General features: G+C 66.8%; 24 protein-coding genes. 11 read left to right on the top strand and 13 right to left on the bottom strand.

Features of this window, described 5'->3' with window-relative positions; all coding sequences use genetic code 11:
• Positions 1-133 precede the first annotated feature (133 nt).
• Entirely contained in the window at positions 134-1300 is a 1167-nt protein-coding gene (locus BAY61_RS28440; RefSeq protein ID WP_091803256.1) for a TDT family transporter, read from the top strand.
• Here BAY61_RS28440 and thiD read toward each other — a convergent pair.
• The 4 genes from thiD to BAY61_RS28420 all read right to left on the bottom strand — a co-directional run bounded on the left by thiD (position 1268) and on the right by BAY61_RS28420 (position 5645).
• On the bottom strand, positions 1268-2092 hold the full coding sequence (thiD, locus tag BAY61_RS28435) for a bifunctional hydroxymethylpyrimidine kinase/phosphomethylpyrimidine kinase (RefSeq protein WP_091803258.1): 825 nt from the start codon (positions 2090-2092) through the stop codon (positions 1268-1270). The genes BAY61_RS28440 and thiD overlap by 33 nt on opposite strands.
• Positions 2089-3738, bottom strand: coding sequence for a phosphomethylpyrimidine synthase ThiC (gene thiC, locus BAY61_RS28430; RefSeq protein ID WP_170140172.1), 1650 nt, complete (start codon positions 3736-3738; stop codon positions 2089-2091). The genes thiD and thiC overlap by 4 nt, the downstream gene beginning before the upstream one ends.
• A gap of 161 nt (positions 3739-3899) precedes the next feature.
• Entirely contained in the window at positions 3900-4835 is a 936-nt protein-coding gene (locus BAY61_RS28425; protein WP_091803916.1) for a S1C family serine protease, read from the bottom strand.
• 246 nt (positions 4836-5081) lie between these two features.
• The gene (locus tag BAY61_RS28420; RefSeq protein WP_091803261.1) at positions 5082-5645 is read right to left on the bottom strand and encodes a peptide deformylase; all 564 of its coding nucleotides are present in this window, start codon (positions 5643-5645) and stop codon (positions 5082-5084) included.
• A gap of 130 nt (positions 5646-5775) precedes the next feature.
• Between BAY61_RS28420 and BAY61_RS28415 the strand changes: the two genes are divergently transcribed.
• A complete protein-coding gene (locus BAY61_RS28415; RefSeq protein WP_091803265.1) occupies positions 5776-6090 on the top strand; it encodes a DUF3263 domain-containing protein in 315 nt (104 codons plus the stop codon).
• Complete coding sequence (locus tag BAY61_RS28410; protein WP_091803268.1) at positions 6087-6722, top strand: LytR C-terminal domain-containing protein; 636 nt, start codon at positions 6087-6089, stop codon at positions 6720-6722. Before BAY61_RS28415 ends, BAY61_RS28410 begins: the two co-directional genes overlap by 4 nt.
• A 617-nt stretch (positions 6723-7339) precedes the next feature.
• Here BAY61_RS28410 and BAY61_RS28405 read toward each other — a convergent pair.
• The 5 genes from BAY61_RS28405 to moeA form a co-directional block, all read right to left on the bottom strand.
• Complete coding sequence (locus BAY61_RS28405) at positions 7340-9592, bottom strand: AAA family ATPase (protein WP_091803270.1); 2253 nt, start codon at positions 9590-9592, stop codon at positions 7340-7342.
• Between the two features lie 30 nt (positions 9593-9622).
• Positions 9623-10600 (bottom strand): CDP-diacylglycerol--serine O-phosphatidyltransferase, encoded by a 978-nt coding sequence (gene pssA, locus BAY61_RS28400; protein WP_091803272.1) that lies wholly within the window; start codon positions 10598-10600, stop codon positions 9623-9625.
• Position 10601: 1 nt separating this feature from the next.
• The gene (locus tag BAY61_RS28395; protein WP_091803275.1) at positions 10602-11333 is read right to left on the bottom strand and encodes a phosphatidylserine decarboxylase; all 732 of its coding nucleotides are present in this window, start codon (positions 11331-11333) and stop codon (positions 10602-10604) included.
• Between the two features lie 310 nt (positions 11334-11643).
• Positions 11644-11910: a GlsB/YeaQ/YmgE family stress response membrane protein gene (locus BAY61_RS28390; RefSeq protein WP_091803278.1), complete on the bottom strand. Its 267-nt coding sequence runs from the start codon at positions 11908-11910 to the stop codon at positions 11644-11646.
• Positions 11911-11921: 11 nt separating this feature from the next.
• Entirely contained in the window at positions 11922-13127 is a 1206-nt protein-coding gene (gene moeA / locus BAY61_RS28385; protein ID WP_091803919.1) for a molybdopterin molybdotransferase MoeA, read from the bottom strand.
• 72 nt (positions 13128-13199) lie between these two features.
• Here moeA and BAY61_RS28380 point away from each other — a divergent pair, with 72 nt between their 5' ends.
• The 5 genes from BAY61_RS28380 (at position 13200) to groL (ending at position 18306) form a co-directional block, all read left to right on the top strand.
• The gene (locus tag BAY61_RS28380) at positions 13200-13877 is read left to right on the top strand and encodes a TIGR00266 family protein (protein ID WP_091803282.1); all 678 of its coding nucleotides are present in this window, start codon (positions 13200-13202) and stop codon (positions 13875-13877) included.
• Positions 13878-13895: 18 nt separating this feature from the next.
• Positions 13896-14489, top strand: a complete 594-nt coding sequence (locus tag BAY61_RS28375) for an AIM24 family protein (protein ID WP_091803285.1) — start codon at positions 13896-13898, stop codon at positions 14487-14489.
• Positions 14490-14600: 111 nt separating this feature from the next.
• Positions 14601-14807 (top strand): cold-shock protein, encoded by a 207-nt coding sequence (locus BAY61_RS28370; protein WP_091803293.1) that lies wholly within the window; start codon positions 14601-14603, stop codon positions 14805-14807.
• 186 nt (positions 14808-14993) lie between these two features.
• Complete coding sequence (locus tag BAY61_RS28365) at positions 14994-16472, top strand: serine/threonine-protein kinase (RefSeq protein ID WP_091803296.1); 1479 nt, start codon at positions 14994-14996, stop codon at positions 16470-16472.
• A gap of 202 nt (positions 16473-16674) precedes the next feature.
• Entirely contained in the window at positions 16675-18306 is a 1632-nt protein-coding gene (gene groL / locus BAY61_RS28360; RefSeq protein WP_091803299.1) for a chaperonin GroEL, read from the top strand.
• A 92-nt stretch (positions 18307-18398) separates the two neighbouring features.
• On the opposite strand, the gene BAY61_RS28355 is transcribed toward groL, so the two are convergent.
• Positions 18399-18608, bottom strand: a complete 210-nt coding sequence (locus tag BAY61_RS28355) for a PspC domain-containing protein (RefSeq protein ID WP_091803301.1) — start codon at positions 18606-18608, stop codon at positions 18399-18401.
• A 123-nt stretch (positions 18609-18731) separates the two neighbouring features.
• Between BAY61_RS28355 and BAY61_RS28350 the strand changes: the two genes are divergently transcribed.
• The gene (locus BAY61_RS28350) at positions 18732-21110 is read left to right on the top strand and encodes a xanthine dehydrogenase family protein molybdopterin-binding subunit (protein WP_091803304.1); all 2379 of its coding nucleotides are present in this window, start codon (positions 18732-18734) and stop codon (positions 21108-21110) included.
• Between the two features lie 287 nt (positions 21111-21397).
• On the opposite strand, the gene BAY61_RS28345 is transcribed toward BAY61_RS28350, so the two are convergent.
• Positions 21398-22348 (bottom strand): o-succinylbenzoate synthase, encoded by a 951-nt coding sequence (locus tag BAY61_RS28345; protein WP_091803307.1) that lies wholly within the window; start codon positions 22346-22348, stop codon positions 21398-21400.
• 114 nt (positions 22349-22462) lie between these two features.
• On the opposite strand from BAY61_RS28345, the gene BAY61_RS28340 reads away from it, so the two are divergent.
• The gene (locus BAY61_RS28340) at positions 22463-23035 is read left to right on the top strand and encodes a type 1 glutamine amidotransferase domain-containing protein (RefSeq protein ID WP_091803310.1); all 573 of its coding nucleotides are present in this window, start codon (positions 22463-22465) and stop codon (positions 23033-23035) included.
• 118 nt (positions 23036-23153) lie between these two features.
• On the opposite strand, the gene BAY61_RS28335 is transcribed toward BAY61_RS28340, so the two are convergent.
• Together BAY61_RS28335 and BAY61_RS28330 are read right to left on the bottom strand one after the other, a co-directional pair.
• Positions 23154-24044 (bottom strand): DUF72 domain-containing protein, encoded by an 891-nt coding sequence (locus tag BAY61_RS28335; protein ID WP_091803313.1) that lies wholly within the window; start codon positions 24042-24044, stop codon positions 23154-23156.
• A gap of 33 nt (positions 24045-24077) precedes the next feature.
• Positions 24078-24839: a DUF4253 domain-containing protein gene (locus tag BAY61_RS28330; protein WP_091803316.1), complete on the bottom strand. Its 762-nt coding sequence runs from the start codon at positions 24837-24839 to the stop codon at positions 24078-24080.
• A 281-nt stretch (positions 24840-25120) separates the two neighbouring features.
• Here BAY61_RS28330 and BAY61_RS28325 point away from each other — a divergent pair, with 281 nt between their 5' ends.
• Positions 25121-25987: an SGNH/GDSL hydrolase family protein gene (locus tag BAY61_RS28325; RefSeq protein WP_211323554.1), complete on the top strand. Its 867-nt coding sequence runs from the start codon at positions 25121-25123 to the stop codon at positions 25985-25987.

Raw genomic sequence — 25987 nt, 5'->3', positions numbered from 1 at the left:
GGAAGCCTTCCATTCCATAATGGACAAATCGCCGCCAATGGGCCGCCGCCCGGATTTTCCCTGTGTACGAACGGGTCTATGCTGCTTGAGGCGGAAATCGTCGAGTGGCTGAACTGGAGGTGGCAACGGCGCGATGGCGGTGTCGCTCCGGCAGACCGGAACCGGCACCACCCGACTCCGCCGTGGCCCGCTGCGTGATCTCGACCACCCCGCCAGGGTTTTCGCGTTGCTGGGGCCCAACTGGTTCGCCTCGGTCATGGGCACCGGAATCGTCGCCAACGCTGCCGTGACCCTGCCGCTCCAGTTCACGGGATTCCGCGTTGCCGCGACCGTGGTCTGGGCGCTCGCGGCACTGCTGCTCGTCGGGCTGAGCGCGGCGTGGCTCGTGCACTGGATCAGGCATCCGGCCACCGCGAAGGGGCATTCCGGACATCCGGGGATGGCTCAGTTCTGGGGCGCGCCGCCGATGGCGCTGACCACCGTCGGTACCGGAACGTTGTTGCTCGGCAAGGATTGGATTGGGCTTGACGCCGCGGTCACCGTCGATGTGATCCTGTGGACGGCGGGTGCGGTGCTCGGCATCGCGACCACGGTGTGGATTCCCTTCCGGATGATGACCGGCTTCGAACTGGGGATCGGCAACGTGTTCGCGGCCTGGCTCATGCCCGTCGTTCCGCCGATGGTGTCGGCCGCGACGGGAGCGCTGCTCGTTCCGCACGTGCCGGAAGGGGAAGCCCAGCGCACACTGCTGTTCGCGTGCTACGCGATGTTCGGCATCAGTCTCTTCGCGACGTTGTGTGTCCTGCCGCAGATCTGGCAGCGCCTGGTGCTGCGCAAGACCGGAACGCTCACCAACACGCCGACCGTGTGGATCGTGCTCGGTCCGCTCGGGCAGTCGGTGACGGCCGCCAACCTGCTCGCCGACGCGGCGCAACCGGTTCTCGGCGACCCCTACGCGAAGGCCGCGGACGCGTTCGGGCTCCTCTACGGCGTCCCGGCCTTCGGCTTCGCGCTGATCTGGCTCGCGCTGGCGACCGCGCTCACCGTCAGGGCATTCCGTAACCGGCTGCCGTTCGCCTTGACCTGGTGGAGCTTCACCTTCCCGCTCGGCACCGTCGTCACCGGAGCAAGCACACTCGATGCCAGAGTCCACACCGGACTCTTCGCCGTCACGGCCTGCGTGCTGTACGCCGCGCTGGTCGGCGCGTGGGCGACAGTGGCCGTCCGTACCGTGCGAAACGGTTACCGGGGAAGGCTGTTCACCGAATCAGTCGCCGTCGGCGAGCCGCCAGAACGGTGAGACCGGTCCGACGCCCTCGCCGAGCGGATACGACTCCTCGACGGCCCTTTCGATGAATCGCTTGCCTTCGGCGACCGCGTCGGGCACGCCGAGTCCTTTCGCGAGCGACGCGGTGATCGCGGAGGCCATCGTGTCGCCACCGCCGTGGGTGTGCTCCGTCGGATGTCGCGGCCCTTCTAGTTCGATGAACCGCGCGCCGTCGGAAAGCAGGTCGACGCATCGAGGACTGTCGTAGAGATGCCCGCCCTTGACCAGAACCCACTGGGGCCCAAAGGTAAGTAGCGCTCGTGCCGCCTCCCGCTGACTCTCCGGCCCCTTCACCTCGACCCCGGTGAGCAGCCGCACCTCGTCCAGGTTCGGTGTGACGAGCGTTGCCCTCGGGAACAACTCGGTGCGGATCGCCTCCAGTGCCTCTTCCCTCAGCAGCGCGTCGCCGTGCATGGAAGCCGCGACCGGATCGACGACGAAGGGTGCTCCTTCGGCTCCTCCGATGTGGACCTCGTCGAGCGTCTTCGCGACGGTTCTGATGATCTCGGCCGTTGCCAGCATGCCGGTTTTCGCCGCGTCGACGCCCATGTCACCGGCAACCGCCTTGATCTGCGCGGCGACGACATCGGAAGGGATGTCGGTGAAACCCTGCACTCCCAGCGAGTTCTGCACGGTCACCGCCGTGATCGCGGTCATCCCGTGTACCCCGCAGGCGAAGAACGTCCTCAGATCGGCCTGGATTCCGGCGCCGCCGCCGGAATCCGAACCCGCGATCGTGAGCGCTGTCTTCGGCGTCGCGGTCATGGGTTGCCGACCACGGGCAGATAGACCTTGTTGCCGTGCTCGCCGAACTCCTCGGACTTCTCCTTCATACCGGCCTCGATCGCCTCGACCGTCGAAAGACCGTTCTCCTCGGCGTACTTGCGCACGTCCTGCGTGATGCGCATCGAACAGAACTTCGGCCCGCACATCGAACAGAAGTGCGCTGTCTTGGCCGGTTCGGCCGGCAGCGTCTCGTCGTGGAAGGCACGCGAGGTGTCCGGGTCGAGTGAGAGGTTGAACTGGTCGGTCCAGCGGAACTCGAACCGCGCCTTCGACAGCGCGTCGTCCCATTCCTGCGCGTAGGGGTGCCCCTTCGCGAGATCGGCGCTGTGCGCGGCGATCTTGTAGGTGATGACACCGGTCTTCACATCGTCCCTGTTGGGCAGTCCCAGGTGTTCCTTCGGCGTGACGTAGCAGAGCATGGCCGTTCCGTACCAGCCGATCTGAGCGGCGCCGATGGCCGAGGTGATGTGGTCGTAGCCGGGCGCGATGTCGGTTGCCAGCGGGCCGAGCGTGTAGAAGGGAGCCTCGCCGCAGAGCTTCTCCTCCAGCTCCACGTTCTCCTTGATCTTGTGCATCGGTACGTGACCAGGACCCTCGATCATGACCTGCACGTCGTGTGCCCTCGCGATGTGGGTCAGCTCGCCGAGCGTCTCCAGTTCGGCGAACTGGGCGCGGTCGTTGGCGTCGGCGATGGAGCCCGGCCGCAACCCGTCACCGAGCGAGAACGTCACGTCGTACTCGCGAAGGATCTCGCACAACTCGGAGAAATGCGTGTAGAGGAACGATTCCCGGTGGTGCGCGAGGCACCAGGCCGCCATGATCGAACCGCCTCGCGAGACGATTCCGGTGACGCGGGCGGCGGTGAGCGGGATGTAGCGCAGCAGCACACCGGCGTGCACCGTCATGTAGTCGACGCCCTGCTCGCACTGCTCGATGATGGTGTCCCGGTAGATTTCCCAGCTCAGCTTTTCGGGTTCGCCGTCGACCTTCTCCAGCGCCTGGTAGATCGGCACCGTCCCGACGGGAACCGGGGAGTTACGCATGATCCATTCACGAGTGTCGTGAATCCGTTTGCCCGTCGAGAGATCCATGATGGTGTCGGCGCCCCACCGCGTTGCCCACACCATCTTGTCGACCTCTTCCTCGACAGAGGACCAGACGGCCGAGTTGCCCATGTTGGCGTTGATCTTCACGAGGAAGTTCTTGCCGATGATCATCGGCTCGGATTCGGGATGCTTCCGGTTGGCCGGAATGACGGCCCTTCCAGCGGCCACCTCGGTGCGTACGAACTCGGGCTCGACCCGCTCACGGGCGGCAATGAACTCCATTTCCCTTGTGATCACACCGGCTTTCGCCCAGCCGAGCTGGGTGCGATGCTCATCGCCCCTGCTCCATCCAGCCCTGAGCGGGTGAAGTCCACTGTGGACATCGATGGTCGCGTCCTCGTCGGTGTAAGGGCCGGACGTGTCGTAGGTGTCGAAATGTTCCCCGTTGGAAAGCTCGATCCGCCTCGCGGGAACCCGCAGTCCGGATTCGGTGTCGTGGTAGACCTTGTGGGAACCGGTGATGGGCCCCGTCGTGACCGCCAGGCTGACGTCTGCCGAGCCGTTTTCCAGTGCTGTCAACGAATGTCACTCCCTACGCTGGCATTACCCAGTCAGGTTCATGCGGTCGGCGACACCGGGTCCAGCGAAACGGACACCAGTCGCCCTCTCAGCCCGCCAAAGCGCGAGCTCCCGCGATCTGTAATTGTCTGCATCGACCATGCCATGCCGGCGAGCAGACCTCAACCCGCCAATTCGGTCGGGGTCGCGAAAACGTCGACCATGGCGCCGTTGCGCAGCACGGTCACCGCGAGTGGGGTTCCGATCACCTCGGCGAAGAGCTGTCGCTGGATTCCCTGTGCGTCGGCGACTCTCTTCCTGCCAACGGTCAGCACCAGGTCGCCCCTGCGCAGCCCCGCTCTCGCGGCCGGTCCGCCGGACACCACCTCGACCACCCGGAGTCCCGCTGGTTGTCCTGTCCGCTCGGCGACGTCGTCGGGGAGCGGACCCGGAACGCCGACGACTCCGAGATAGGCTCTGCGCACCCTTCCTTCGACGAGCAGGGTGTCGATGATGCGGCGCGTCGTCGGGTTCACCGGGACGGCGAGACCGAGTCCGAAACCCGCGACGGCGGTGTTGATACCCACCACCCTGCCTGCCGAGTCGGCGAGCGCCCCGCCCGAGTTGCCGGGGTTCAGCGCAGCGTCGGTCTGAATCACGTCCTCGATCACCCTCGCCGCTCTGCCCTGCGTCACCGGAAGCGCCCTGCCCAGCGCGCTCACGACGCCCGCCGTGACGGAACCGGAAAAACCGAGCGGACTGCCGATGGCGACGACGAGTTGCCCGACGATCAGCTCATCGGCGTTGCCCAGCGTGGCCGAGGGAGGGAGCTCGCCATGGCCGCCCTCGACCGCGAGTACGGCGAGATCGGAGAGCGGGTCGGTGCCGACGACGCGAAAACCGGCTTCCGTTCCGTCGGTGAACGTGGCTCTGCCCGCTCGTTGCTCTCCGACGACGTGTGCGTTGGTCAACAGGTGGACTTTGTGGTGCTCGCTGTCGAAAACGACGGCCGAGCCGCCGCCTCTCCCTAGCGAGACGCTCGCGACGTGCGGGGACACCGTCGCGGCGACGGTGCTCACCACCCTCGAATAGGCGTCGAGCGCTTCGGCATCGGACACCGCCACCACCCGCCCCGCTGATTACACCGTTGCACCTGTTGTCTCGATTGTGCTCCCGCCGGTGCGAAGGGTGCCGCGCGTTCGCGGTGGGCTGAAGGCGCATCCGAAGCTCGGAGGCGATTCGAGACGGGTGCCGAGCCGCTCGCGTGACAACGGTGCCGTTCGGGTGGCGTCAGCGCGTCCCGTTGGCCGACCCATGGCGTGCCAACGGATATCGCGGTCGAAGCCATGATCGGCAGACAGGGGTCAGCGCTTGGCCTCGGCGCCGGGAAGCCAGGTGTTGCCGGGCACACCCCAGTCGTTGGCCTTCACCATCTTCTTCGCGGCGCGGGCATTTCGGCCGACCAGCCGGTCGAGGTAGATGTAGCCGTCGAGGTGATCCGTCTCGTGCTGGAGGCAACGCGCGAAGTAGCCGGTGCCTTCGACCTCGATCGGCTGGCCTTCGACATCGAAACCGGTGACCTTCGCCCACGAGGCTCTTCCGGTCGGGAACGACTCACCGGGGACGGAGAGGCAGCCCTCCCAGTCGTCGTCGGGGTCGGGCATCGTTTCCGGGATCTCGCTGGTCTCCAGCTTGGGGTTGACCACGACGCCCTTGTGCCGGACTCCCTCGTCGTCGGGGCAGTCGTACACGAAGACCCGCAGGCCGAGGCCGATCTGGTTGGCGGCGAGACCAACGCCCTCCGCCGCGTACATCGTCTCGAACATGTCGTCGACGAGGGTCTTGAGTTCGTCGTCGTACGTCTCGATCTCGCGGGTCGGCGTGTGCAGAACGGGTTCGCCGACGATGGTGATGGGGTGAACGGTCACGACCCGTCATGCTACCGAGATCGTGCACTGAGACGCGCCGGGCATGGTTCGGGCAACTGTCGTACCCGCGTGATCTAATGGCGCAGCGGAACGACAGTAGTGTGATTTCGCCGGGATTGCGAGGAGCCAGATGGACGCCGCGGAGTCGATGGGCCGGCCGTCCCCGCCCGCGTCGGCTGGGCAGTCGGCGGACGCCCTTTCCCAGCGTGAGCAGGAAGTGCTCGCCTTCGAACGGCAGTGGTGGAAATACGCGGGCGCCAAAGAGCAGGCCATTCGCGAGCTGTTCGGCATGTCGCCGACCCGCTATTACCAGATTCTGAATCGGCTTGTCGACAAGCAAGAAGCCATGCGCGCGGATCCGATGTTGGTCAAGCGACTCAGGAAGGTGCGCGCCGCGAGGCAGCGCACCCGCGCGGCGCGGCGGTTGGGGATTGAACTGCCATGAGCATCTTCGACGGACTGTCACGGCCGATGCGTGCCGCCGGTCTCGGACTGCTCGCGGTCGCCGTCGTCGCGGCCGTGATCGGTGGAGTCACCCTTGTCGGCAACGGAAGCCCCAGCGATGAACGTGCCGAGCCGACGGCTTCGCAGACGTCGACCTCCGAGACTGATGGCAGGCAGGGCTCGCCTTCGGAGTCGCAGGACGACACGGAGCCTTCATCACCAGCCCCTTCGTCGCCGTCGGCGCCCAGCAGTGCGCCCGCTTCGCCGAGCCAGAGCGGTGAGCCGAGCCGTCCCCCGCAAGGTGAGCAGGGCGACGACAAGCCCGCGTCGGTGAAATCGGTCGCCGTCCGGGTCTACAACAACAGCACCATCAAGGGCCTGGCGCAGGACGCGGCCGGTGACTTCACGGCGCAGGGCTGGAACGTCGTCGAGACCGCCAACTACTCGGCCGGGGTCATCCCGACGACGACCGTGTACTTCCGGCAGGGAACCGACGAGGAGCAGGCGGCGCGCGAACTGGCGGACAAGTTCGGGATGCGGGTCGAGCCGAGGTTCGAGGGTATTGCCGAATCCAGCCCCGGCGTCATCGTGATCGTCACCAAGGACTTCGAGGGAACCAACAGGGGCAAGTAGCCCCCGAGGGACCTGGGGCCTGCCGTGCCGGGCCTGGGGTCGGCTCGCCCGGCGAGTCCCGCACCCAGCCCGTCGAGATCCGCACCCTGGGCGCCGAGATCTGCACTCCGGCTGCCGAGTTCTGCACCCGGGCCGTCGAGGTCTGCGCTCAGGGCAGTGAGATGCGCGTCCAGGGCGCCGAGTCCCGCATCCGGACCGTCGAGTTCCCATTCAAGCTGCCGGGGTGTGCGCTGCGTGCTGGGGCTGTGGCTCGGGCGTCGGCTGCCATGTCTCGTGCCAGGGATGGCATGCCACGTACGTGAATGCGGCGGTCCGGTTCAGGCTTTGGTGATGTACCTGCCCGCACGTTCAGCGCAGATTCAGCGCGCGTTCTCGGCTTTCTCACGGCGCGCGACGTGCGCCTGTGCGAACGGGGCCTTCGCACCGGGACGCCTGTGCGCATTTCGACGCCCTGGACGCGGATCTCGACGCCCTGGACGCGGATCTCGCGCGCCTGAGTGCAGAACTCGGCTACCTCGGACCTCACCCACATCCCGCCCGGCCAACCGGCATGGACAGTCCGGCACCCGGCACCCGGCACCGGCCGCCGCGCTGTGCCAACTGGATGCCGAGCTGGGTCACCGGCCTGCGGCGTACTCCTCCAGCGCCGCAAGCTGGGCGGGATCGAGCGAAGGCCGCACCACCGTGCGTGCCTCGGCGAGATGGCTTGCCGTGACCTCGGCCGCCTCAAGGGATTCGCGCATCGCGGTCAACGCCGCCTCCCTGATCAACGCCGCACAATCGGCAGCCGAATAACCATCCAAAGTGGACGCCACCTCGGCGAGGTCGACATCGGAGGCCAGCGGGGTGTTGCGCGCCGTCGATTTGAGGATGGCGACCCTCGCCTCCTCGTCCGGCGGCGGCACGTAGATGAGCCGCTCCAGTCGCCCCGGCCTCAGCAGCGCGGGGTCGACCAACTCCGGCCGGTTGGTGGCGCCGAGCACGACCACGTCCCTCATGGGCTCGACCCCGTCGAGTTCGGTCAGCAACGCCGCGACGACGCGGTCGGCGACCCCCGAATCACCCGACTGGCCTCGCCTCGGGGCGAGCGCGTCGACTTCGTCGAGGAAGATGAGCGACGGCGCGGCCTCGGCCGCCTTGCGGAACAGTTCGCGTACCGCTCGTTCGGACTCGCCGACCCACTTGTCCATCAGCTCGGCGCCCTTGACGGCGAACACGTTGAGCGCTCCCGTCCCCGCGAGCGCCCTCACCAGGAACGTCTTGCCGTTGCCAGGCGGACCGTACAGCAGCACCCCTCTCGGCGGCGCGATGCCGAGCCGCGAGAACGAATCGGGATACCGCAGCGGCCACAGCACCGACTCGGTGAGCGACTGCTTGACGTCGGCCATGTCGCCGACGTCGTCGAGCGTCAGCCCACCGGTCGCCAAGGTGTCCGATGCCGACATGGAAATGGGCCGTACCGATTCGAGTGCGTCGAGCAGGTCCTGGCCGGAAAGCCTCGGCTCACCGCCGCCATCGCGCTGCCGCAGCGCGGCCCGCAGCGCCGCGTCCCTGCGCAGCGCGACGAGGTCGGCGGCGACGAACCCTGGCGTTCGTTCGGCGATCGCCCCGAAGTCGATGCCTTGTTCCACCGGCGTGTCCCTGAGCAGGACGCGGAGCAGTTCGGTCCGGGTCTTCGCGTCGGGAAGGCCGACCATGAGTTCCCGGTCGAGCAGGTCGACGGTACGCAGCCTCGGATCGACCGACTCGGGGTGCGCCGTCGTGGCCACCAGCGCGAAGTCCTCGTTGCCGAGTGCCTCGCCCAGGCGGTCGAGCACGACGGTCGCCACCGGAGGGGGCGACGAGGCTGGCAGCAACGCGTCGATGTCGGTGACGAGCAGTACGCCTGCTCCTTCGCCCGAGGTGGTTCGCCTGACGGCTTCGGATATCTGCGCGAGCGCCGACTTCGGTTCCAGCACGGCGATGGAGGGGGCCGCGACGCTGACGACCCTGATCTTCTCCGCGTGCGCGACCGAACGGACCAGCGTCGCCTTTCCCGCCCCTTCCGGGCCGGAGACCAGCACCCCGAGCCTGCCCGAGGTGCCGAGCTTGGCGAGCAGCTCCGGCCGGTGGAACGCGAGATCGAACCATTCGCCGAGCCTGCGCGCCGCGCCGGTTGAACCGGCGAGGTCGGCGATGGGCGGTGGTTCGTCGAGAACGGACTCGTCCTCGACGATCTCGACGTCGAGCGGTTCCTCTTCCGCCGCGGCGATCACGGTGGTCTCGGATGCGGCGGACGGCACCGGGTTCGGCTCGGTCCTCGCGACCTCCGAACCCCGCCAGCTCACCACAGTGGACTGTCCAACGACGACGGTCCCGGATGGTTCGGTCGCGGTGACGGTCAGCAGCTCACTCGTCCAGGAAGCACCGATGGCCCTCGAAAGCTGTCCCCTGACCGTCGAGACGTCGGAGCCGGGAGGGGGAGCGAGGTCCTGGGGCAGCAGCGAGACCGCGTCGCCGATGGTGAGCACCTTGCCGATGAGCGCGAGCCGCAGCGTGTGCGGGTTCAGCGACATGCTGGCGATCCGGGAGCCGGAGACGACGACCGTCCGCGCGACGGTGACCTCGCACGGAGCGACGACGATCTCGGCGCCCTCCTGGACACCGAGGTTGGCCATGGTGACGTCGTCGACGAGTACGACTCCCGGCACGCCGTCGACAGCGGGCGCGGCGAGCGCGGCGCTGACCCTCGCACCGGTGAGCCGCACGGCATCCCATTCGCGAAGGCCGAGCGCGTCGAGTACCTCGGGGTGGAGCCGGACCACCCCGCGCCGAGCGTCGAGCGCGGAGGGCGTGTGCCGGACGGTGAGCGCGATCTGTGGTGACGTCACGGCACCACTGTATTGGCCGTCGCCGCGTGGTCAGTCGCCGCGCTGCCGCAGGCCGATGCGTCGCCAGTTGCGCCTGCGTGGCCCGCGCTCGCCCGCCCTGGCGGGAGGTGCCGCCGAGTCGGAGGGGTACACCCTCGGCACGTGCTGCGTGGTCGGTCTCGGCCTGCGGACCGCCCTGCGCGCGGCACCCGCGACCTTGCGGAACTGCGGTTTGCGAAGACCGAGTCGCCGCGAGCCTCTGTCGCGCCTGATGGCCCTGCGTTCCTTGGGCGGCACGTCCCACGCCTCGGGGTGGTTCGCCAGCCAGCGGTAGCGCCGCACCGCGTAGGGGATGTGCACGAGGTACAGCAACAGCGCGCAGGCCAGCGCGATGAGCGGCCACTGGATGATCGCGGTCGCGACGAGGCCGACCCCGACCAGCAGTGGAGCGACGGCCTTCGCCGGTGCCTTGACCGTCTTGAGCGAGAGCGTCGGTATCCGGCTGATCGCCAGGATCGCGATGGCGATGGTCCACGTCCACACCGCGGCGTCGGTCGACCACCAGCTCTGCCCGAACTGCTGGGTGAGGATCACGGGGAGCAGCACGAGCAGGCCGCCGGCAGGCGCGGGGACACCGACGAAGAACTCGTTGGCGTAAGGCTGCTGCTCCGTGTCGTCGAGCAGCGTGTTGAACCTGGCGAGCCGTAGCACCATGCACACGGCGAAGATCAGCGCGATGGCCCAGCCGAGCCTGCCTGAGGACGGCAGCCAGATGTAGAGCACGAGTGCGGGAGCGACGCCGAACGAGATCGCGTCCGAAAGCGAATCGAGCTCGGCCCCCATCTTGGAGGTCGCGTCGAGCAGCCTCGCGATGCGCCCGTCGAGGCTGTCGAGCACGGCGGCGACACCGATGGCGCCGATCGCGAGCACGTAGTTGCCGGTGAGGGCGAACTGGACGGCCGAGAGACCCGCGCACAGGGCGAGAACGGTGATCGCGTTGGGGAGTAGCCGCACGCCGGGAGTCGCCATGTCAGCTCCCCCGGGGTGCGCCGAGCTCGGCGATGGGCGTCTCGCCGCCGATCGTGCGCTGGCCTTTTCTGACCAGCACCGTGCTGCCGTGGGGAAGGTAGGTGTCCACTCGCGAACCGAACCGGATCAGCCCGTAGGTGGCCCCTGGTTCGACGCGGTCGCCCTCGTCGATCTGGCAGACGATCCTGCGCGCGACGAGACCGGCGATCTGTACGACGACGAGTTCGTGGCCTTCATCGGTGCGCAGCAGCACCGAGTTGCGCTCGTTGTCCTCGCTGGCTTTGTCGAGGTCGGCGGAGAGGAACTTGCCCTGCCGGTAGGCGACCCGCTCGACCTTTCCCGCCGAAGGAGCACGCTGGACGTGCACGTCGAAGACGGAAAGGAAGACGCTGACCCGCATGCGCGGGGTGTCGTCGAGACCGAGTTCGGGAGGGGGTACCGCCTCTTCGATGAGCGAGACGAGGCCGTCGGCTGCCGCGATGGCGATACCTGTCCTCGCGGGAGGAACCCGTCGCGGTTCGCGGAAGAACGCGGCCGTGGCGAGGGTGCCGAGGCCGACGACGAGACCCAGCCGCTTCGAGAAAGCACGCAGTGCGAGCGTCGCCACCGCGCCGCCCAGAACGAAGGGCCTTCCCGCGGGGTGCATGGGTGGCAGCGTTTCGCGGGCTAACTGCACCGCGTGGCCGAGCGGGCTCACATGCGTGGTCGCGTCACCAGTGCTGGATGTGCTCACGAATCTTCATTTCCGCAGCTCGGGCGCCTGCTTTCGCGAACGCGGCTTCCCGGGGGCCTGCCGTCGGTTCGCGGGGAGCCGGCGCCGCCATGCTTTCGCGGCAGGCTGCCTGTCGGTCCGATTTTCCCGCTATGTCTCATGGGATTGACGGCCTCAACGCTACGCCAATCTCCCTCCGTGGACGGGCCGGGTGGCGTGCGCCCCCCGACGCCGTACGCCACCCGGCCGCGGATGGCTGATCCTAAGGCCAGCGGCCAGCGAGGATAACCCCTGGTGTGGAAAACGTTACAAAGCGTCGCGGTTTGTACGGCTAGTGACGACTTCGCTCGACCAGCCGGAGGACCCCGAGTAACACGATCGCGCCAAGAACGGCGACGCCGAAACTCGCGAAGTCGAACGCGAAGGTCTTCTCCTCACCGGTCGCCAGCCGGTAGATGAGCCCGCCGAGCGCGGCGCCGACCACACCGACGAGGACGCTGATCAAGCATCCCTGCCGTTGCCGGTCGCGGCCACCCACGACCAGGTTCGCGGCCCAGCCTGCCAGCGCGCCGAACAGGATCCAGGAGAAGAAGCCCATACCCCGCAACACTAGAGCAGCAGGACGTCGACCTCGGAGTCCGCCGCCACCTCCGTGACCTCCTCCGGCAACACGATAAGGCAGTTGGCCTGCGTGAACGCCGCGAGCAGGTGGGAGCCCGGTCCGCCGCGCGGACCGACGACACCGGTCACCTGACCCTGGCTCTGCGTGTAGTAGCCGCGGCGGAACTGGCGCTTGCCCGACGGCGACCGCAGTGCCTCCGTAAGCCTTGCTCTGACGTGCTGCCGGTCGGTCCCGGTGTGCCCGAGCATCGAGAGCAGCGCGGGCCGCAGGAACGCCTCGAAGGAGACGAGCACGCTGACCGGATTTCCTGGAAGTGTCACGAAGGGGACGCCGAGCCAGCTTCCGCAGCCCTGCGGTCCCCCGGGCTGCATGGCGACCTTCTGGAAGTGCACTTCCGCGTCAGCCAAGGCGTCCTTGACCACCTCGTAGGCACCCGCGCTCACCCCGCCTGACGTCACGACGAGGTCCGCGCCGTCGAGTTTGGGCTCGAGCGTCGCGCGGAAGGTGTCCACGTCGTCGGCGACACTGCGGACCAGTTCGACCTCGCAGCCGAGGGCACGCAGACCCGCGGCGAGCATGACGCTGTTGGATTCGTAGATCTGTCCGTGCCGCAGTTGCCGAGGAGGCAGGACGAGTTCGGTTCCGGTGGACACCACGAGCACCTTCGGCGGGGCGTGCACCGGCAGCTGGTCGAGCCCGACCGCGGCGGCGAGGCCGAGTTGCGCGGGGCCGAGGACCGATCCCGCCGAGAGCGCGACGGTCCCACCGACGACGTCCTCGCCGGTGCGCCGGATGTGTGCTCCCGGTTGGGCCGCCGTGAAGATCCGGACCCGTTCGACACCCGCGTCGGTGTGCTCGACCATCACGACGCTGTCGGCTCCGGAGGGCATCGGCGCGCCCGTCATGATCCGGTGGGCCGTACCCGGCCTCAACGGTGGCACCTCCGTCCTTCCGGCCGGGATGTCTTCGGCCACCGGCAACTCGACCGGAGTTGCGCCGGTGGCGCCGGCCACGTCGGTGGCGCGCACGGCGTAGCCGTCCATCGCCGAGTTGTCGAAGGGGGGAAGGGAAACGCCGGCACGCACGTCGTTCGCGAGGACAAGCCCCGCGCAGTCGGCGAGCGGGAACTCGGCGGGCTTCCGGGTGCCGAGCAGGTCGGTGACCGTTGCGCGGTATTCGTCGACGGAGATCACGCGGACCATCCTCCCCCTGGAAATCCCTCGTGCAAGACTCTCCCCGCTGACACGCGCCAATGGGGAGGATCAATGCAGGTACAGCTCCGGCACCAGCCGTCGTTCGCGGTGGCGAGGCTGATGCTCGCTCCGGGCGAGCCCGCCTATGTCGAGGCGGGAGCCATGGCCGCGACGAGCTACGGGGTCGGGGTGCAGGCACAGGCGCAAGGCGGCGTCATGAAGGGGCTCGGCCGCGCGTTCCTCGGCGGCGAATCACTGTTCATCTCGACCTACACCGCTCCGCAGAACGGCGGCTGGGTCGACGTGGCCGCTCACCTGCCAGGCGACATCCAGGTGATCAACATGGACGGCAGCGTCGGCTGGTGCGTCACGCGCGGCTCGTGGCTCGCCTCTTCACACGGTGTGCAGACGGAAACGAAATGGGGCGGATTCAACAAACTGTTCGGCGGCGAGGGCGGCTTTCTCACCTACGCGACCGGACGGGGGCAGCTCATCGTCGCCTGTTACGGCGCAATGGATGTGGTGAATCTGCAACCAGGCGAGATGATCACGATCGACTCGGGACATGTCGTCGCCTATGCCGAGACCGTTCAGTCACAGCTTCGCAAAGTTTCCTCCGGCGTCATCCAGACGCTCAAGAGTGGCGAAGGCTTCGTCTTCGATTTCGCCGGTCCTGGACAGATCATGACGCAGACGCGAAACCCATCCGCTCTCGCGGCGTGGGTGATCGCGCAGGTGCCGTCCCGGTAGCGGGAACGGTAGCCGGACATGGAGGTGCAAACCCGGCACACCCCGACGTTCGGGGTCGCCAGGATCGTGCTGTCCCAAGGGGAAGCGGTCGAAGCGGGCGCCGAGACGATGATCGCGAGCAGTTTCGGTGTGAGCGAGTCGCGGACGGGACGAGGAAAGGGGCCTTCGGTGTTCACCGCGCCCGAAGGCGGCGGCTGGATCGACCTCGCGCCAGCACATCCCGGCGACGTCTATCCGCTTGAGTTCGACGGTGGTGCCGGGTGGTCGGTCGCGCGGGGCAGGGTGCTCGCCAGGCCGGCAACGGTTCGCGCTGACCCCGCGTGGCCCGCTCTACAGTCGCTTTTCGGCTCTGACAGTGGGTTTCTGGAACACTTCAGCGGAACAGGGCAACTCGTGCTGTCCACCAACGGACCGGTTGACGCGCTTCAGCTCGCCGCGGGCGAGATCGTCACTGTCAGGCCCGCGTTCGTGCTGGCCTATCCGGACAGCATCCAGGTCAGATTGCGAGCGCTAGATCCGGTGGGCCCGCAGTCGGTGCGCTCGGGGGAAGGGCTCGCACTCGACTTCGCCGGACCGGGCACCATTCTGATTCAGGCGAGAAGTCGCGCGTAGTTACCGCAAATTGACCATTGCCCAGCCTGAATTCTCCGGTAGCGTGATCCAAGCTTTGAACGGGACAGGCGGGACTGTCCGCGTTTTTCGGTTTGGTGCAAGGAGGACGCCGTGGCTGTCGGCACGGTCAAATGGTTCAACGCGGAAAAAGGCTACGGCTTCATCGAGTCCCCTGAGGGGCCCGATGTTTTCGTACACTACTCCGCGATCCAAGCGGACGGTTTCCGGACCCTCGACGAGGGTGATCGGGTGGAGTTCGAGATAACCGCGGGACGTGACGGCCGTAGTCAGGCCGCCGACGTTCGCAAGGTCTCTTAGAACGGCGCACGCGCTTTCACCTCGTCTGTCGGCCCCTCGTGACGCGGAACGACGGGCCAGGGGAACATCGGTTGCCGTACCAGGGCGTCCGGTCTGCCCGGTGCCGCTCGCGTTCCGGCGCAGCGCACACCCCGAACTACTGCCTCTTCGAGGTGACGCGTGGGCGTGGGCGTTAGGCTTCGGCCCGTGACAGGCGATGCGTCGGGGGACCTCACCGGTCGGCGGCTGGGCAACTACCGCATCGACGGTGTCCTGGGTCGTGGCGGTATGAGCGTGATGTACAAGGCCACCGACGTCCGTCTCGGGCGCAAGGTGGCCTTGAAGGTGATCGGGGAACATCTCGGCGCTGATGCCGAGTTCCGCGAACGCTTCGTCGACGAGGCACGCAACACCTCGGCGATCGATCACGCCAACATCGTGCCGCTGTACGACTTCGGCGAACTCGACGGCATGCTCTACATCGCGATGCGCCTCGTCGACGGTTCGGATGTCGCCAGTCTCATCGGCGGCTCGCCGATGGAGCCGGAGCGGGCGCTCGATCTGCTCGAACAGGCGGCCGACGCGCTCGACACATTGCACAATCGCGGGCTCGTGCATCTGGATGTCAAGCCGGCCAACATTCTCGTCACGAGCAGGGAGTCGCAGCGGGAGCACGTATACGTCGCCGATTTCGGACTGACGCGGCGCGGCGCGACCGGCCATCGCACCCGTGGTGGCGATTTTCTCGGCTCCCCGACCTACGCGGCGCCGGAGCATCTGCGGGGCGAACCGCTCGACGGCAGGACCGATCAGTACGCGCTCGCCTGCATGCTTTACGCCTGTCTCACCGGTAGCCCACCGTTCCAGGGCGATGTGCAAACAGTGATCAAGGGACACCTCAACGGCGAGGCACTTCCCGTCTCCCGTCTGGTGCCGAAGCTCGCGCAAGCCATCGACGGCGTTGTGCGGAAGGGGATGGCCAAAAATCCCCATGACCGGTATTCAAGCTGCGTTGATCTGATCGGGTCCGCGCGTAAAGCACTCGAACCTGATCCGGCGGCCTCGGTGACGATGCCGGGCAAGCAGCCGGTGGCGGTCGCACAACACGGAGAGGGCGGGGCAGTGCATCCCTACGGCCAGCAACCCGGACAGCCGGGACAACCGCAAGGGCAGCCACCGATGCAGCCAGGACAGCAGGGGCAACCCGGACAACCGGGGTATCCGGGTCAGCCAGGGCAGCAGGGCCAGCCGATGCAGCAGGGGCAGCAACCCCCTGGTTACGGTCAGCAACCACCTTCCGGTGTGGCTGGCTACGGGCAGCAGGGGCCGTACGGGAATCCGCAACCCGGCATGGGCATGCCGCCGCAGGGACCTCCCCCCGGCTACGGCGGGCAGCCGGGCGGGTTCAACCAGCCGCCGAAGAAGAGCAAGGCGTGGATCATCTGGGTGGTCGTCGCGGTCGTTGTCGCCGGAGCCGCGGTCACCGTGATCCTGTTGCTCACGGGTGACGACAAGGAGAGCAATCCGCAGCCGCCGACCCCCGAGACAAACGGTTCGAGCGCTCCGGAAATCCCGGTCGGGCCGGGCGGATCGCCGTCGAACGGTCCCACCGAATCACCGTCGAACACCGGCGGAAACAACCCGCCGCCGACCTCGATTCCGGTGGTTCCCGGCTCTGGTGGGTGACGCCATCTCCTTGCACTCTCACCTTGAGAGTGCTAAACACGAGATTGGCACTCGGCACCGTCGAGTGCTAGGCGGCAGGTCGCCGACCGCCGCCTGAAGGTCGGGACGGTGAGGCCGGATCCGGGACAACCGGAGCTGGTCGTCCGTCGCGGGCACCGAGCCTGGCCGAGGACGTGTCCGATTACCGGAGGACCACACCGCAATGGCCAAACTGATTGCGTTCGACGAGGACGCCCGCCGCGGTCTTGAGCGCGGCCTCAACACCCTCGCCGAAGCCGTCAAGGTGACGCTTGGCCCTCGTGGCCGCAACGTCGTGCTCGAAAAGAAGTGGGGCGCGCCGACCATCACCAACGATGGCGTCTCCATCGCCAAGGAGATCGAGCTTGAGGACCCGTGGGAGAAGATCGGGGCCGAACTCGTCAAGGAAGTTGCCAAGAAGACCGACGACGTCGCGGGTGACGGCACCACCACAGCCACGGTGCTCGCACAGGCGCTCGTCAAGGAGGGCCTGCGCAACGTCGCGGCCGGCGCCGACCCGATCGCCCTCAAGCGGGGCATCGAGCAGGCCGTCGAAGCCGTGACCGAGCAGCTCCACAAGGCAGCCAAGGAGGTCGAGACCAAGGAGCAGATCGCTGCCACCGCCTCGATCTCGGCCGCTGACCGCACCATCGGCGAGCTGATCGCCGAGGCGCTCGACAAGGTCGGCAAGGAAGGCGTCGTCACCGTCGAGGAGTCGAACACCTTCGGCCTTGAGCTTGAGCTCACCGAGGGTATGCGCTTCGACAAGGGCTACATCTCGGGTTACTTCGTGACCGACGCCGAGCGGCAGGAAGCAGTCCTGGAGGACCCCTACGTCCTCCTGTTCGGATCGAAGATCTCGAACGTCAAGGACATGCTGCCCGTGCTTGAGAAGGTCATGCAGTCCGGCAAGCCGCTGCTGATCATCGCCGAGGACGTCGAGGGCGAGGCTCTTGCCACCCTGGTCGTCAACAAGATCCGCGGCACCTTCAAGTCCGTCGCCGTCAAGGCGCCTGGCTTCGGTGACCGTCGCAAGGCGATGTTGCAGGACATGGCCATCCTCACCGGTGGCCAGGTCATCAGCGAGGACGTCGGCCTCAAGCTGGAGAACGCTGACATCTCCCTGCTGGGCAAGGCCCGCAAGGTCGTCGTGACCAAGGACGAGACCACCATCGTCGAGGGCGCGGGCGACGCGGACCAGATCCAGGGCAGGGTCAACCAGATCCGTGCCGAGATCGAGAACAGCGACTCCGACTACGACCGCGAGAAGCTCCAGGAGCGGCTGGCGAAGCTGGCAGGCGGCGTTGCCGTCATCAAGGCCGGTGCCGCCACCGAGGTCGAGCTGAAGGAGCGCAAGCACCGCATCGAGGACGCGGTGCGCAACGCCAAGGCTGCCGTCGAGGAGGGCATCGTCGCCGGTGGTGGCGTGGCTCTGCTCCAGGCCGCCGAGGCCGCCTTCGCCGGGCTCAAGCTCAAGGGTGACGAGGCGACCGGCGCGAACATCGTCAAGATCGCCGTCGAAGCTCCCCTCAAGCAGATCGCCATCAACAGCGGTCTTGAGGGTGGCGTCGTGGTGGAGAAGGTCAAGGGCCTCCCGCAGGGCCATGGCCTCAACGCCGCAACCGGTGAGTACGAGGACCTGCTCGCCGCCGGCGTGCCGGACCCGACGAAGGTCACGCGTTCGGCTCTGCAGAACGCTGCCTCCATCGCCGGTCTGTTCCTGACCACCGAGGCCGTCGTCGCCGACAAGCCGGAAAAGGCTGGTGCCGCTCCGGCCGGTGACCCGACCGGTGGCATGGGTGGCATGGACTTCTGAGTCCTTACCACTTGCTCAACCGCTCAACCTGTGAGGCCGTCTTGGCCGCGTTCGTCGCGGTCAGGACGGCCTCGCCGTTTCTCCCGGCCTGATCACGCGGCCTCGTCCTCCGGCATGAGCAGCCAGCAGGCGATGTAGAGAAGGATGGGCGCGCCGACCCCGAAGATCGTGGCGGCGACAAAGAGGATGCGCAGGATAGCGGCGTCGACGCCGAGCATGCGTGCCCAGCCACCACATACGCCCGCGAGCATCTTGTCGGTCGAACTGCGGCGGAGCTTCTTCGTCGTCACGTTGTTCGTCATGACTTCATCCTGCGGGTCGCGGCGCGTACTGACATCGGGGATCGCCCCCTGGCCGACCCCGGATTTCCGACCCTGAGTTACTCCACCTGTGCACGAGCCTCTTCCGCGGTTATCGTCAAGATCATGCCCGGATCACTGCTCGGAACCGAGGTACGCAGGGTCGAGGACCCTGAACTGCTGCGTGGCAAGGGTTCCTACGTCGACAACCTGGCCATCGACGGTGTTCTGCACCTCGCCTACGTGCGTTCGCCGTTCGCGCACGCCGAGATCACCGGCATCGACGTGAGCGAGGCGGCGAAGGCGGACGGCGTCGTCGCCGTCTACACCGCTGCTGACCTGGAACTGCCGCCGGTCAGGCAGTTCATGGAGGTCAACAGGGATTGCGTGCGCCCACCGCTGGCCACGGACAGGGTGCGGTTCGTCGGTGATCCCGTCGCCGTCGTGGTCGCCGAAACCGCGGTCGCCGCGGCGGACGCTACCGAACTCGTCGACGTCGACTACGAGGCGCTCGACGCGGTCATCGACCTTGAGCAGGCCGTCGCGCCGGACGCGCCGTTGCAGTTCCCCGGGCTCGGTTCGAATATCGCGGCAGGGGAAAGGGACGCCGTCGGGGCGGAAGTCCTCGCGGATGCCGACGTCGTCGTGCGAGCGAGGATCGAGAACCAGCGGATCGCCGTCGTTCCCATGGAGGGCAACGCGATCGCGGTTGTCCCCGGCGGCGCCGACGACGACTACGACCTGACCATTCACGTTTCCACCCAGGCCCCGCACGTGCTGTGGGCGGTTGCCGCGAAGGCGTTCGACCTGCCCAAGGAGCGGATCCGGGTGCTGGCACCACACGTCGGTGGCGCCTTCGGCGGGAAGTTCGGACTTGTCGCCGAGTACGAGATCGCCGTCGGCGCCGCCCGCAAACTCGGCAAACCGGTGAAGTGGATCGAGACCCGCTCGGAGAATTTGCAGGCCATGCCGCAGAGCAGGGCTCAGGTCCAGTACGTGGAACTCGGCCTCACGTCCGAAGGGGACATCACCGGCCTGCATTGCAGGGTCATCGGCGACTGCGGTGCCTACGCCGGATTCGGTGGCGTGTTCGCGCTCGGCCCCACCCGCAACATGGCGCAGGGCGTCTACCGGATACCGAAGATCAGCTATGCGGGGATCGCCGCGCTCACCAACACGACGCCGACCGGCGCGTTCAGGGGAGCCGGAAGGCCCGAAGCGGCCGCGATGCTGGAACGGATCATCGACCTGGGCGCCGCCGAACTGGGCATGGATCCGGTCGACATCCGCCGCCGCAATTTCCTCACTCCGGACGAGTTCCCCTACGCGACGGTGGTCGGGACCAAGTACGACACCGGCGACTACGACCTCCCACTGCGGGAAGCGCTCCGCATCGCGGATTACGACGAGCTGCGGGCAGAGCAGGCACGCAGAATCGAGGCAGGCGAGACCGTGCTGCTCGGTATCGGGATCAGCGCCTACGTCGAGATCACCGGTGGAGGCGGCGGTGGTGAATATGCCTCCGTCGAGATGAGTCAGGACGGAAGGGCCACCATCAAGGTCGGCACATCCGGACACGGACAAGGACATCCGACGTCGTTCGCCATGCTCGTCTCGGACGCTCTCGGGATTCCGATGGAGTCGGTGGATTTCGTCCAGTCCGACACGGCGCTGATTCCCCGAGGCGGTGGTACGGGGGGTTCGCGGTCGCTACAGATCGGTGGCAGCGCCGTCAGGGAGGCGAGTGAGCTGCTGATCGGCAAGGCCAAGGAACTCGCCGCGAGCGTCCTGGAGGCGGCAGTCGAGGACGTCGAGTTGACCGAGGACGGCAGAATCGGCGTCGTCGGGGTTCCCAGCGCGAGCCTGAGCTGGGCCGAACTGGCGCGGGAGGCCGAGGACAACGGCGACCAGCTCGGTGCGAACACCGACTTCGTCCCGGGTGGTGCCACGTTCCCCTTCGGTGCCCACGTGTCGGTTGTCGAGGTCGACGCGGAGACCGGTTTCGTCAAGCCACTGCGGCACATCGCGGTCGACGACTGTGGCAGGGTGCTCAACCCGCTGATCGTCAGGGGGCAGCAGCACGGAGGAGCCGCACAGGGGATTTCGCAGGCGTTGTGGGAGCAGGTGACCTACGACGAGGACGGCAATCCGGTGACGGGAACGCTCGCCGACTACCTCGTTCCCTCGGCGATGGAGATTCCGCCGCTCGACGTCTCGAACACCGAGACGGAAACCCCGCTCAATCCGCTGGGGGCCAAGGGAATCGGTGAATCGGCGACGGTCGGCTCGACTCCGGCTGTGCAGAACGCCGTCGTCGATGCCGTCAAGCATCTCGGGGTGCGGCACCTCGACATGCCACTCACGCCGCAGCGCGTGTGGCGGGCCATCAGGGATGCCAAAGCCGGTTCGCCGTCCGATCCGTGGCAGGAGCCCCCCGCGGCGTTCGACACGTTGCCGCTGCGTTCGCAGGGCCCGAACCCGCATGCGGACGAAGCCGCCGTATAGCCCTCTCGCGGAGAACAGAGCGTGAGCTGTGCGGTCACCTCCGGGCCGCACAAGTTTGGTGAGACGAACAGCCGCGATGCCAGACGCCGTGAGGCGGCGGCGTTGTGCTGGTTGTGTGCGGTGGTGTCGTGAGGCCGTGTTGACGACGAAGTCCCGAGGCGCGATCCGCGTTGCCGCGTTGCCGCGTGGCCGCGTGGCCGCGTGGCCGCCTTGGCGACGGCGTGGCCCCGAGGGCAAGCCTTGTCATCGGCGCCGCGTCCCACCTGCGGCGCGAGGCCCATTCGTGCTTACGCGGCAACGAGGGCACGGACGCGTGCGAGCCTGTCCAGCCACCAGGATCGGGTGTCGCCTTCGGCTTCGAGCTTGTCGATCAGGTCGGGTTCCGGTGCCGTCGAGAGCACCGGAAGGTACCCGTCCACAGCGGACAGCGACCTACTTGCGACATCGCCGGTGAACAGCGAGATCGTCCCGAGCCCACACGCGAAGTCAAGGGAGGGCAGCGCTCCGGCCAGTGCGAGTTCCGCCGCGATACCGACGCTGCTCTCCAACGCCGACGACACAACGCATGGCAGCCCACACGCCTCCGCCACGTCAAGGGCTCGTCGCACCCCGCCGAGCGGAGCGACCTTGAGCACGGCGACGTCGGCCGCCTCGGCCACCGCGACCCGCAACGGGTCCTCCGCCTTGCGGATCGACTCGTCCGCGGCGATGCGCACCTCGACCTTGCGGCGTACCGCGGCCAGTTCCTCGATGGAACGGCAAGGCTGTTCCACGTATTCGAGGCCACCCGCCGCGCGGTCGAGTTCCGTGATGGCGCCAATCGCCGTTTCGGTGTCCCACGCGCCATTGGCGTCCACCCTGACCGCTCCGGAGGCACCCAGCGCATCACGCACCGCGGACACGCGATCGCAATCGTCCACAAGGGACGAACGCGGATCGGCGACCTTCACCTTCGCGGTCCGGCATCCCGAGGCCGAGACCATCGCGTGCGCCTGCTCAGGCGTGACGACGGGAACGGTGGCGTTGACCTCCACCGTGTCTCGCACGGGCGCGGGCCATCCCTGCTCGCATGCCTCCAGCGCCGACGCCAGCCATGGCACGCACTCGGCATCGGTGTAGTCGGCGAACGGACAGAACTCGCCCCAGCCGGCCTGGCCGCGCAGCAGGACCCCTTCACGTACCGTGATGCCCCGGAACCGGGTACGAAGAGGCACGGCGTATACGAGTTCAGCGTTCACCTACCTATTTTCAGTGGTCATCCACTCAATCTCCAATCACGTCGGTCATGCGTTTTGTCACGGCCATCGGCGGGGTAGTCACGGGCAGAGCCAACCGGACGAGGAGGAACGAACGTGGCCGAGACACTTGCTGGTCGAAGGGTCGCCTTTGTCGTGGCGCCAGAAGGCGTCGAACAAGTGGAGCTGACCTCGCCATGGAAAGCCGTTCGGGACGCGGGCGGCAGGCCCGAGCTGATCTCGTTCCAGCCGGGCGAGATCCAGGCTTTCAACCACCTCGACAAGGCGGACACGTTTCCCGTCGACAAGGTCGTGAGCGACGCCTCCGTGGACGACTACGACGCATTGGTCCTTCCCGGCGGGGTCGCAAATCCTGACGCACTGCGGACAAATGCCGACGCCGTGCATTTCGTACGCGAGTTCTTCGTGCGGAAGAAGCCCGTCGCGGCCATCTGCCATGCCCCATGGACCTTGGTCGAAGCTGATGTCGTGCGTGGTCGCCGACTGACCTCGTGGCCGAGCCTGCGGACCGACTTGCGCAACGCGGGCGCGGAATGGGTCGACGAGGAAGTCGTGGTCGATGATGGGCTTGTGACCAGTCGTAATCCCAACGACCTTCCCGCGTTCAACGACAAGATGATCGAGGAGATAGCCGAAGGGGCGCACGCCGGCCAATCCCGAAGTGCCTGAACACACGCGCTGCGGGTACCGATCGCCGTAGCCACCACGGGTTCACGATCTCGGAGTGGCGGTCCGTGATCTCCTCGGGCGAGTTTCGAACAGAAGGATAGTCACCGTCAGGTACCGGCTAATTGGCGTCACCTGCGGAGCGTGGAATCGCCCCACCTTCGGGATGGTCGACTAACTTCGCCAAGTTCATCGCGTCACCCGGGGCCTTCACTTTCATGTCGTTGTCGAAGTACACGTACACATCTTTGCCTCCGGAACGCCATGCGGTGATCTTCTCGGCCCATTTGCGCAATGCCCGTTCGGTATAGCCACTGGCATACAGCTCCTTGTCGCCGTGCAGTCTCACGTAGACGAAGTCGGTGGTCACCTCCTCGCTGTACGGCCATTTTCCCGCCGTGTCGGCCACGACGAGAGCGATGTCGTACTCGTGCAACAGGTTGACGAAAGCTTCGCCGGTGAAACTCGGGTGCCTTACTTCCAGTGCATGCCGGATCGGCTTGTTCTCGATCACCTCCAGGTATGGCTTGGTTTTCAGTTTGTCGTCGTGATGCCGGGCAAGGTCGGCGGCGGCGACCGTGTTCCGTGGCAGCACGTCGAAAAAGGACGCAAGCCGTTGCTCGTCGAACGCCAGGCGTGGTGGTAATTGCCAGAGGACGGGGCCCAGCTTCGAGCCGAGTGCCAGAACTCCGGAAGCGAAGAAGTTGGACAGTGCACTGTCCACTCCGCGTAGCTGTTTCATATGGGTGATGAACCGGCCACCCTTGACGGCGAAGACGAAATCATCCGGTGTCTGGGAGTACCACGTTTCGTAACTCGCCGGTCGCTGCAACGAGTAGAACGATCCATTGATCTCCACTGTGCCGACCCGGCTTGCCAGGTACTCCAGTTCTCGGCGGTGCGCGAGCCCTTTGGGGTAGAAGGTTTCTCGCCACGGCGGGTAGAGCCAGCCCGAGGTGCCTATGCGGACCTGGCCACGGTGTCTTCGCGTGGTTCGGTTCGACGCCTGCATACCCCGAGCCTGACACGGTTGCGGTTCTCATGCTCAGTCCCACCAGAACGACCACAGGCGTTTACCGGTCAGGTCGGCGGCGAATTCCTGCAATGTTCCGGGCTGTTCCGTGAAATTCGCGAGGCAGAACGCGCGATGCTCGGCTGCGACCAGCAGCGCGCGGTCGCGCACCTTCGGAGGTGTGGCGACGGAAAGCTCCAGAGCGTCGAAACCCAGCGTGATGAGCACGGCGCCGAAACGGTCCTCCCAGCTCCGCAACACCGCAGAGACGGCTTCCACACGGTCGGTCATGGCGATCATGCCGCGCCAGCCGAGTACCGAGGGGACGTCCGCGGGCCGGTCGGCGGCGACGAGGCCAAGACGACAATCGCCCCGCGAGGCGAGAATCGAGCCGGTGTTGCCGGCCTCCGCCAACGGGTCTCCTTTTCCAGGAGCTTTTCGGGCCAGTCCTGGGAACCCCTCGGAGAACGGGTGGAGGCAATTGCCTTCGCAACATGGGCGGCTCCACCACTGGGAGAACGCTGCCGCGACGTCGATGTCGGCGACCTTGTCGACGGCGGGATGCAGCCACGGCCTGTCGTCGAGCCAGTCCTCACCTGAGAGCCGGAACCGAGGATCGGGAGGGATGAGAACCGGCCACCGGCCCGTCCGCGAATAGGCGGCCACACACCCGAGGTAGAGATCGGGGTTCTGGATCGGCTCGTCCGAGACCCAGAAGTCGTTGGTGTGCGTCCGGCCGGGCGGCAAGACCAGTTCGGATGAAGAGCTGTGTGGCCGAAACTGCACGCCAGTCATGATGGACCCCTCTGAACAGGTATTTCGATAACGTGTCGAACACTAGTTCGAGGGTGTGACAGTTTTGGTGGAGTGGCGGCGTGGGTGGTTGGTGGTTCACTCGTTCGGTGTATCGGTGAGGCGAAAGGAGTCGATTGGAGTTCGGTTCTGATTACGGCTTGTCGCGCCATTCCTCCGGCGGCTTGATGCTTGTTCGTGCGCGTTGTCCTGCGGTGCGCGTCGCGCTACTGTTCAGTAGCTACTTGTCGGTAGTAAGCCGCTTCGCCGTCGAGGAGGCCACTATGCGCCGGGTTCTCGCCACGCTGGTCGCGGCGATCGTCATGGCGATCTTCGTTCCCTTCGCGAATGTCCAGGCCGCCGGTTACGGCTCCTACGTGGCTCTCGGTGATTCCTATACGTCGGGGTCCCTGATCCCGCGCCAGGTCGACCTTTTGTGCACGCGATCGAATCGCAACTACCCATCATTGGTGGCACAAGCGATTGCGCCCGCCGGGTTCACGGACGTGAGCTGCGGCGGCGCGACGACCGACCACATGACGACGTCCCAGTTCGGGCCGCTGACCACCCCGCAGTTCGACGCGCTCCGCGACGACACCGACCTCGTCACCGTGGGCATAGGTGGCAACGACATCCCCTTCGCGGAAGTTGTCGTCACCTGCGCGACGTTCGGCCTCGGCTCGCCCTACGGCTCACCGTGCAAGGACCACTACAACAGGGGCGGAAGCGATCAACTCGCCGAGAAGGTTCGCGCGGTGGGGCCGAAGCTCGGAGCCGTGCTCGCCGGCATCCGCGACCGCTCGCCCTCGGCCGAGATCGTTCTCGTCGGATACCCGACGATCATGCCCGATTCAGGAGCAAGCTGCTGGCCGTTCGTTCCGATCTCGGCTGGTGACGCACCCTACCTGCGCGACGCGACGAAGCTGCTGAACGACGTGCTGGCTGAGCAGGCGGCGGCACACGGTGCGATCTTCGTCGACACCTACCGCAGCAGCATCGGTCACGACATGTGTCAGAAGCCGGGAGTGAAATGGGTGGAGGGCATCCTGCTGACGTCACCGGCCGCGCCGATTCACCCCAACGCGCTCGGTGCGAAAAACCAAGCGGACCAGGTGCTCGCTACGTTGACTGAGTCGCGGGTGCTCGCCTGA

It is taken from the genome of Prauserella marina (assembly GCF_002240355.1).
Taxonomy (GTDB): Bacteria; Actinomycetota; Actinomycetes; order Mycobacteriales; family Pseudonocardiaceae; genus Prauserella_A; species Prauserella_A marina.
This window is presented reverse-complemented; position numbering and strand designations above follow the sequence as displayed.

Bases quoted from the DNA above. Each gene is read 5' to 3' on its own strand.
- BAY61_RS28335 (WP_091803313.1), bottom strand. From the start codon at position 24,044: ATGCAGGCGTCGAACCGAACCACGCGAAGACACCGTGGCCAGGTCCGC.
- BAY61_RS28355 (WP_091803301.1), bottom strand. From the start codon at position 18,608: ATGACGAACAACGTGACGACGAAGAAGCTCCGCCGCAGTTCGACCGAC.
- BAY61_RS28410 (WP_091803268.1), top strand. From the start codon at position 6,087: ATGAGCATCTTCGACGGACTGTCACGGCCGATGCGTGCCGCCGGTCTC.
- groL (WP_091803299.1), top strand. From the start codon at position 16,675: ATGGCCAAACTGATTGCGTTCGACGAGGACGCCCGCCGCGGTCTTGAG.
- BAY61_RS28350 (WP_091803304.1), top strand. From the start codon at position 18,732: ATGCCCGGATCACTGCTCGGAACCGAGGTACGCAGGGTCGAGGACCCT.
- BAY61_RS28390 (WP_091803278.1), bottom strand. From the start codon at position 11,910: ATGGGCTTCTTCTCCTGGATCCTGTTCGGCGCGCTGGCAGGCTGGGCC.
- BAY61_RS28415 (WP_091803265.1), top strand. From the start codon at position 5,776: ATGGACGCCGCGGAGTCGATGGGCCGGCCGTCCCCGCCCGCGTCGGCT.
- BAY61_RS28375 (WP_091803285.1), top strand. From the start codon at position 13,896: ATGGAGGTGCAAACCCGGCACACCCCGACGTTCGGGGTCGCCAGGATC.
- BAY61_RS28325 (WP_211323554.1), top strand. From the start codon at position 25,121: ATGCGCCGGGTTCTCGCCACGCTGGTCGCGGCGATCGTCATGGCGATC.
- thiD (WP_091803258.1), bottom strand. From the start codon at position 2,092: ATGACCGCGACGCCGAAGACAGCGCTCACGATCGCGGGTTCGGATTCC.
- BAY61_RS28330 (WP_091803316.1), bottom strand. From the start codon at position 24,839: ATGACTGGCGTGCAGTTTCGGCCACACAGCTCTTCATCCGAACTGGTC.
- BAY61_RS28440 (WP_091803256.1), top strand. From the start codon at position 134: ATGGCGGTGTCGCTCCGGCAGACCGGAACCGGCACCACCCGACTCCGC.
- pssA (WP_091803272.1), bottom strand. From the start codon at position 10,600: ATGGCGACTCCCGGCGTGCGGCTACTCCCCAACGCGATCACCGTTCTC.
- BAY61_RS28380 (WP_091803282.1), top strand. From the start codon at position 13,200: ATGCAGGTACAGCTCCGGCACCAGCCGTCGTTCGCGGTGGCGAGGCTG.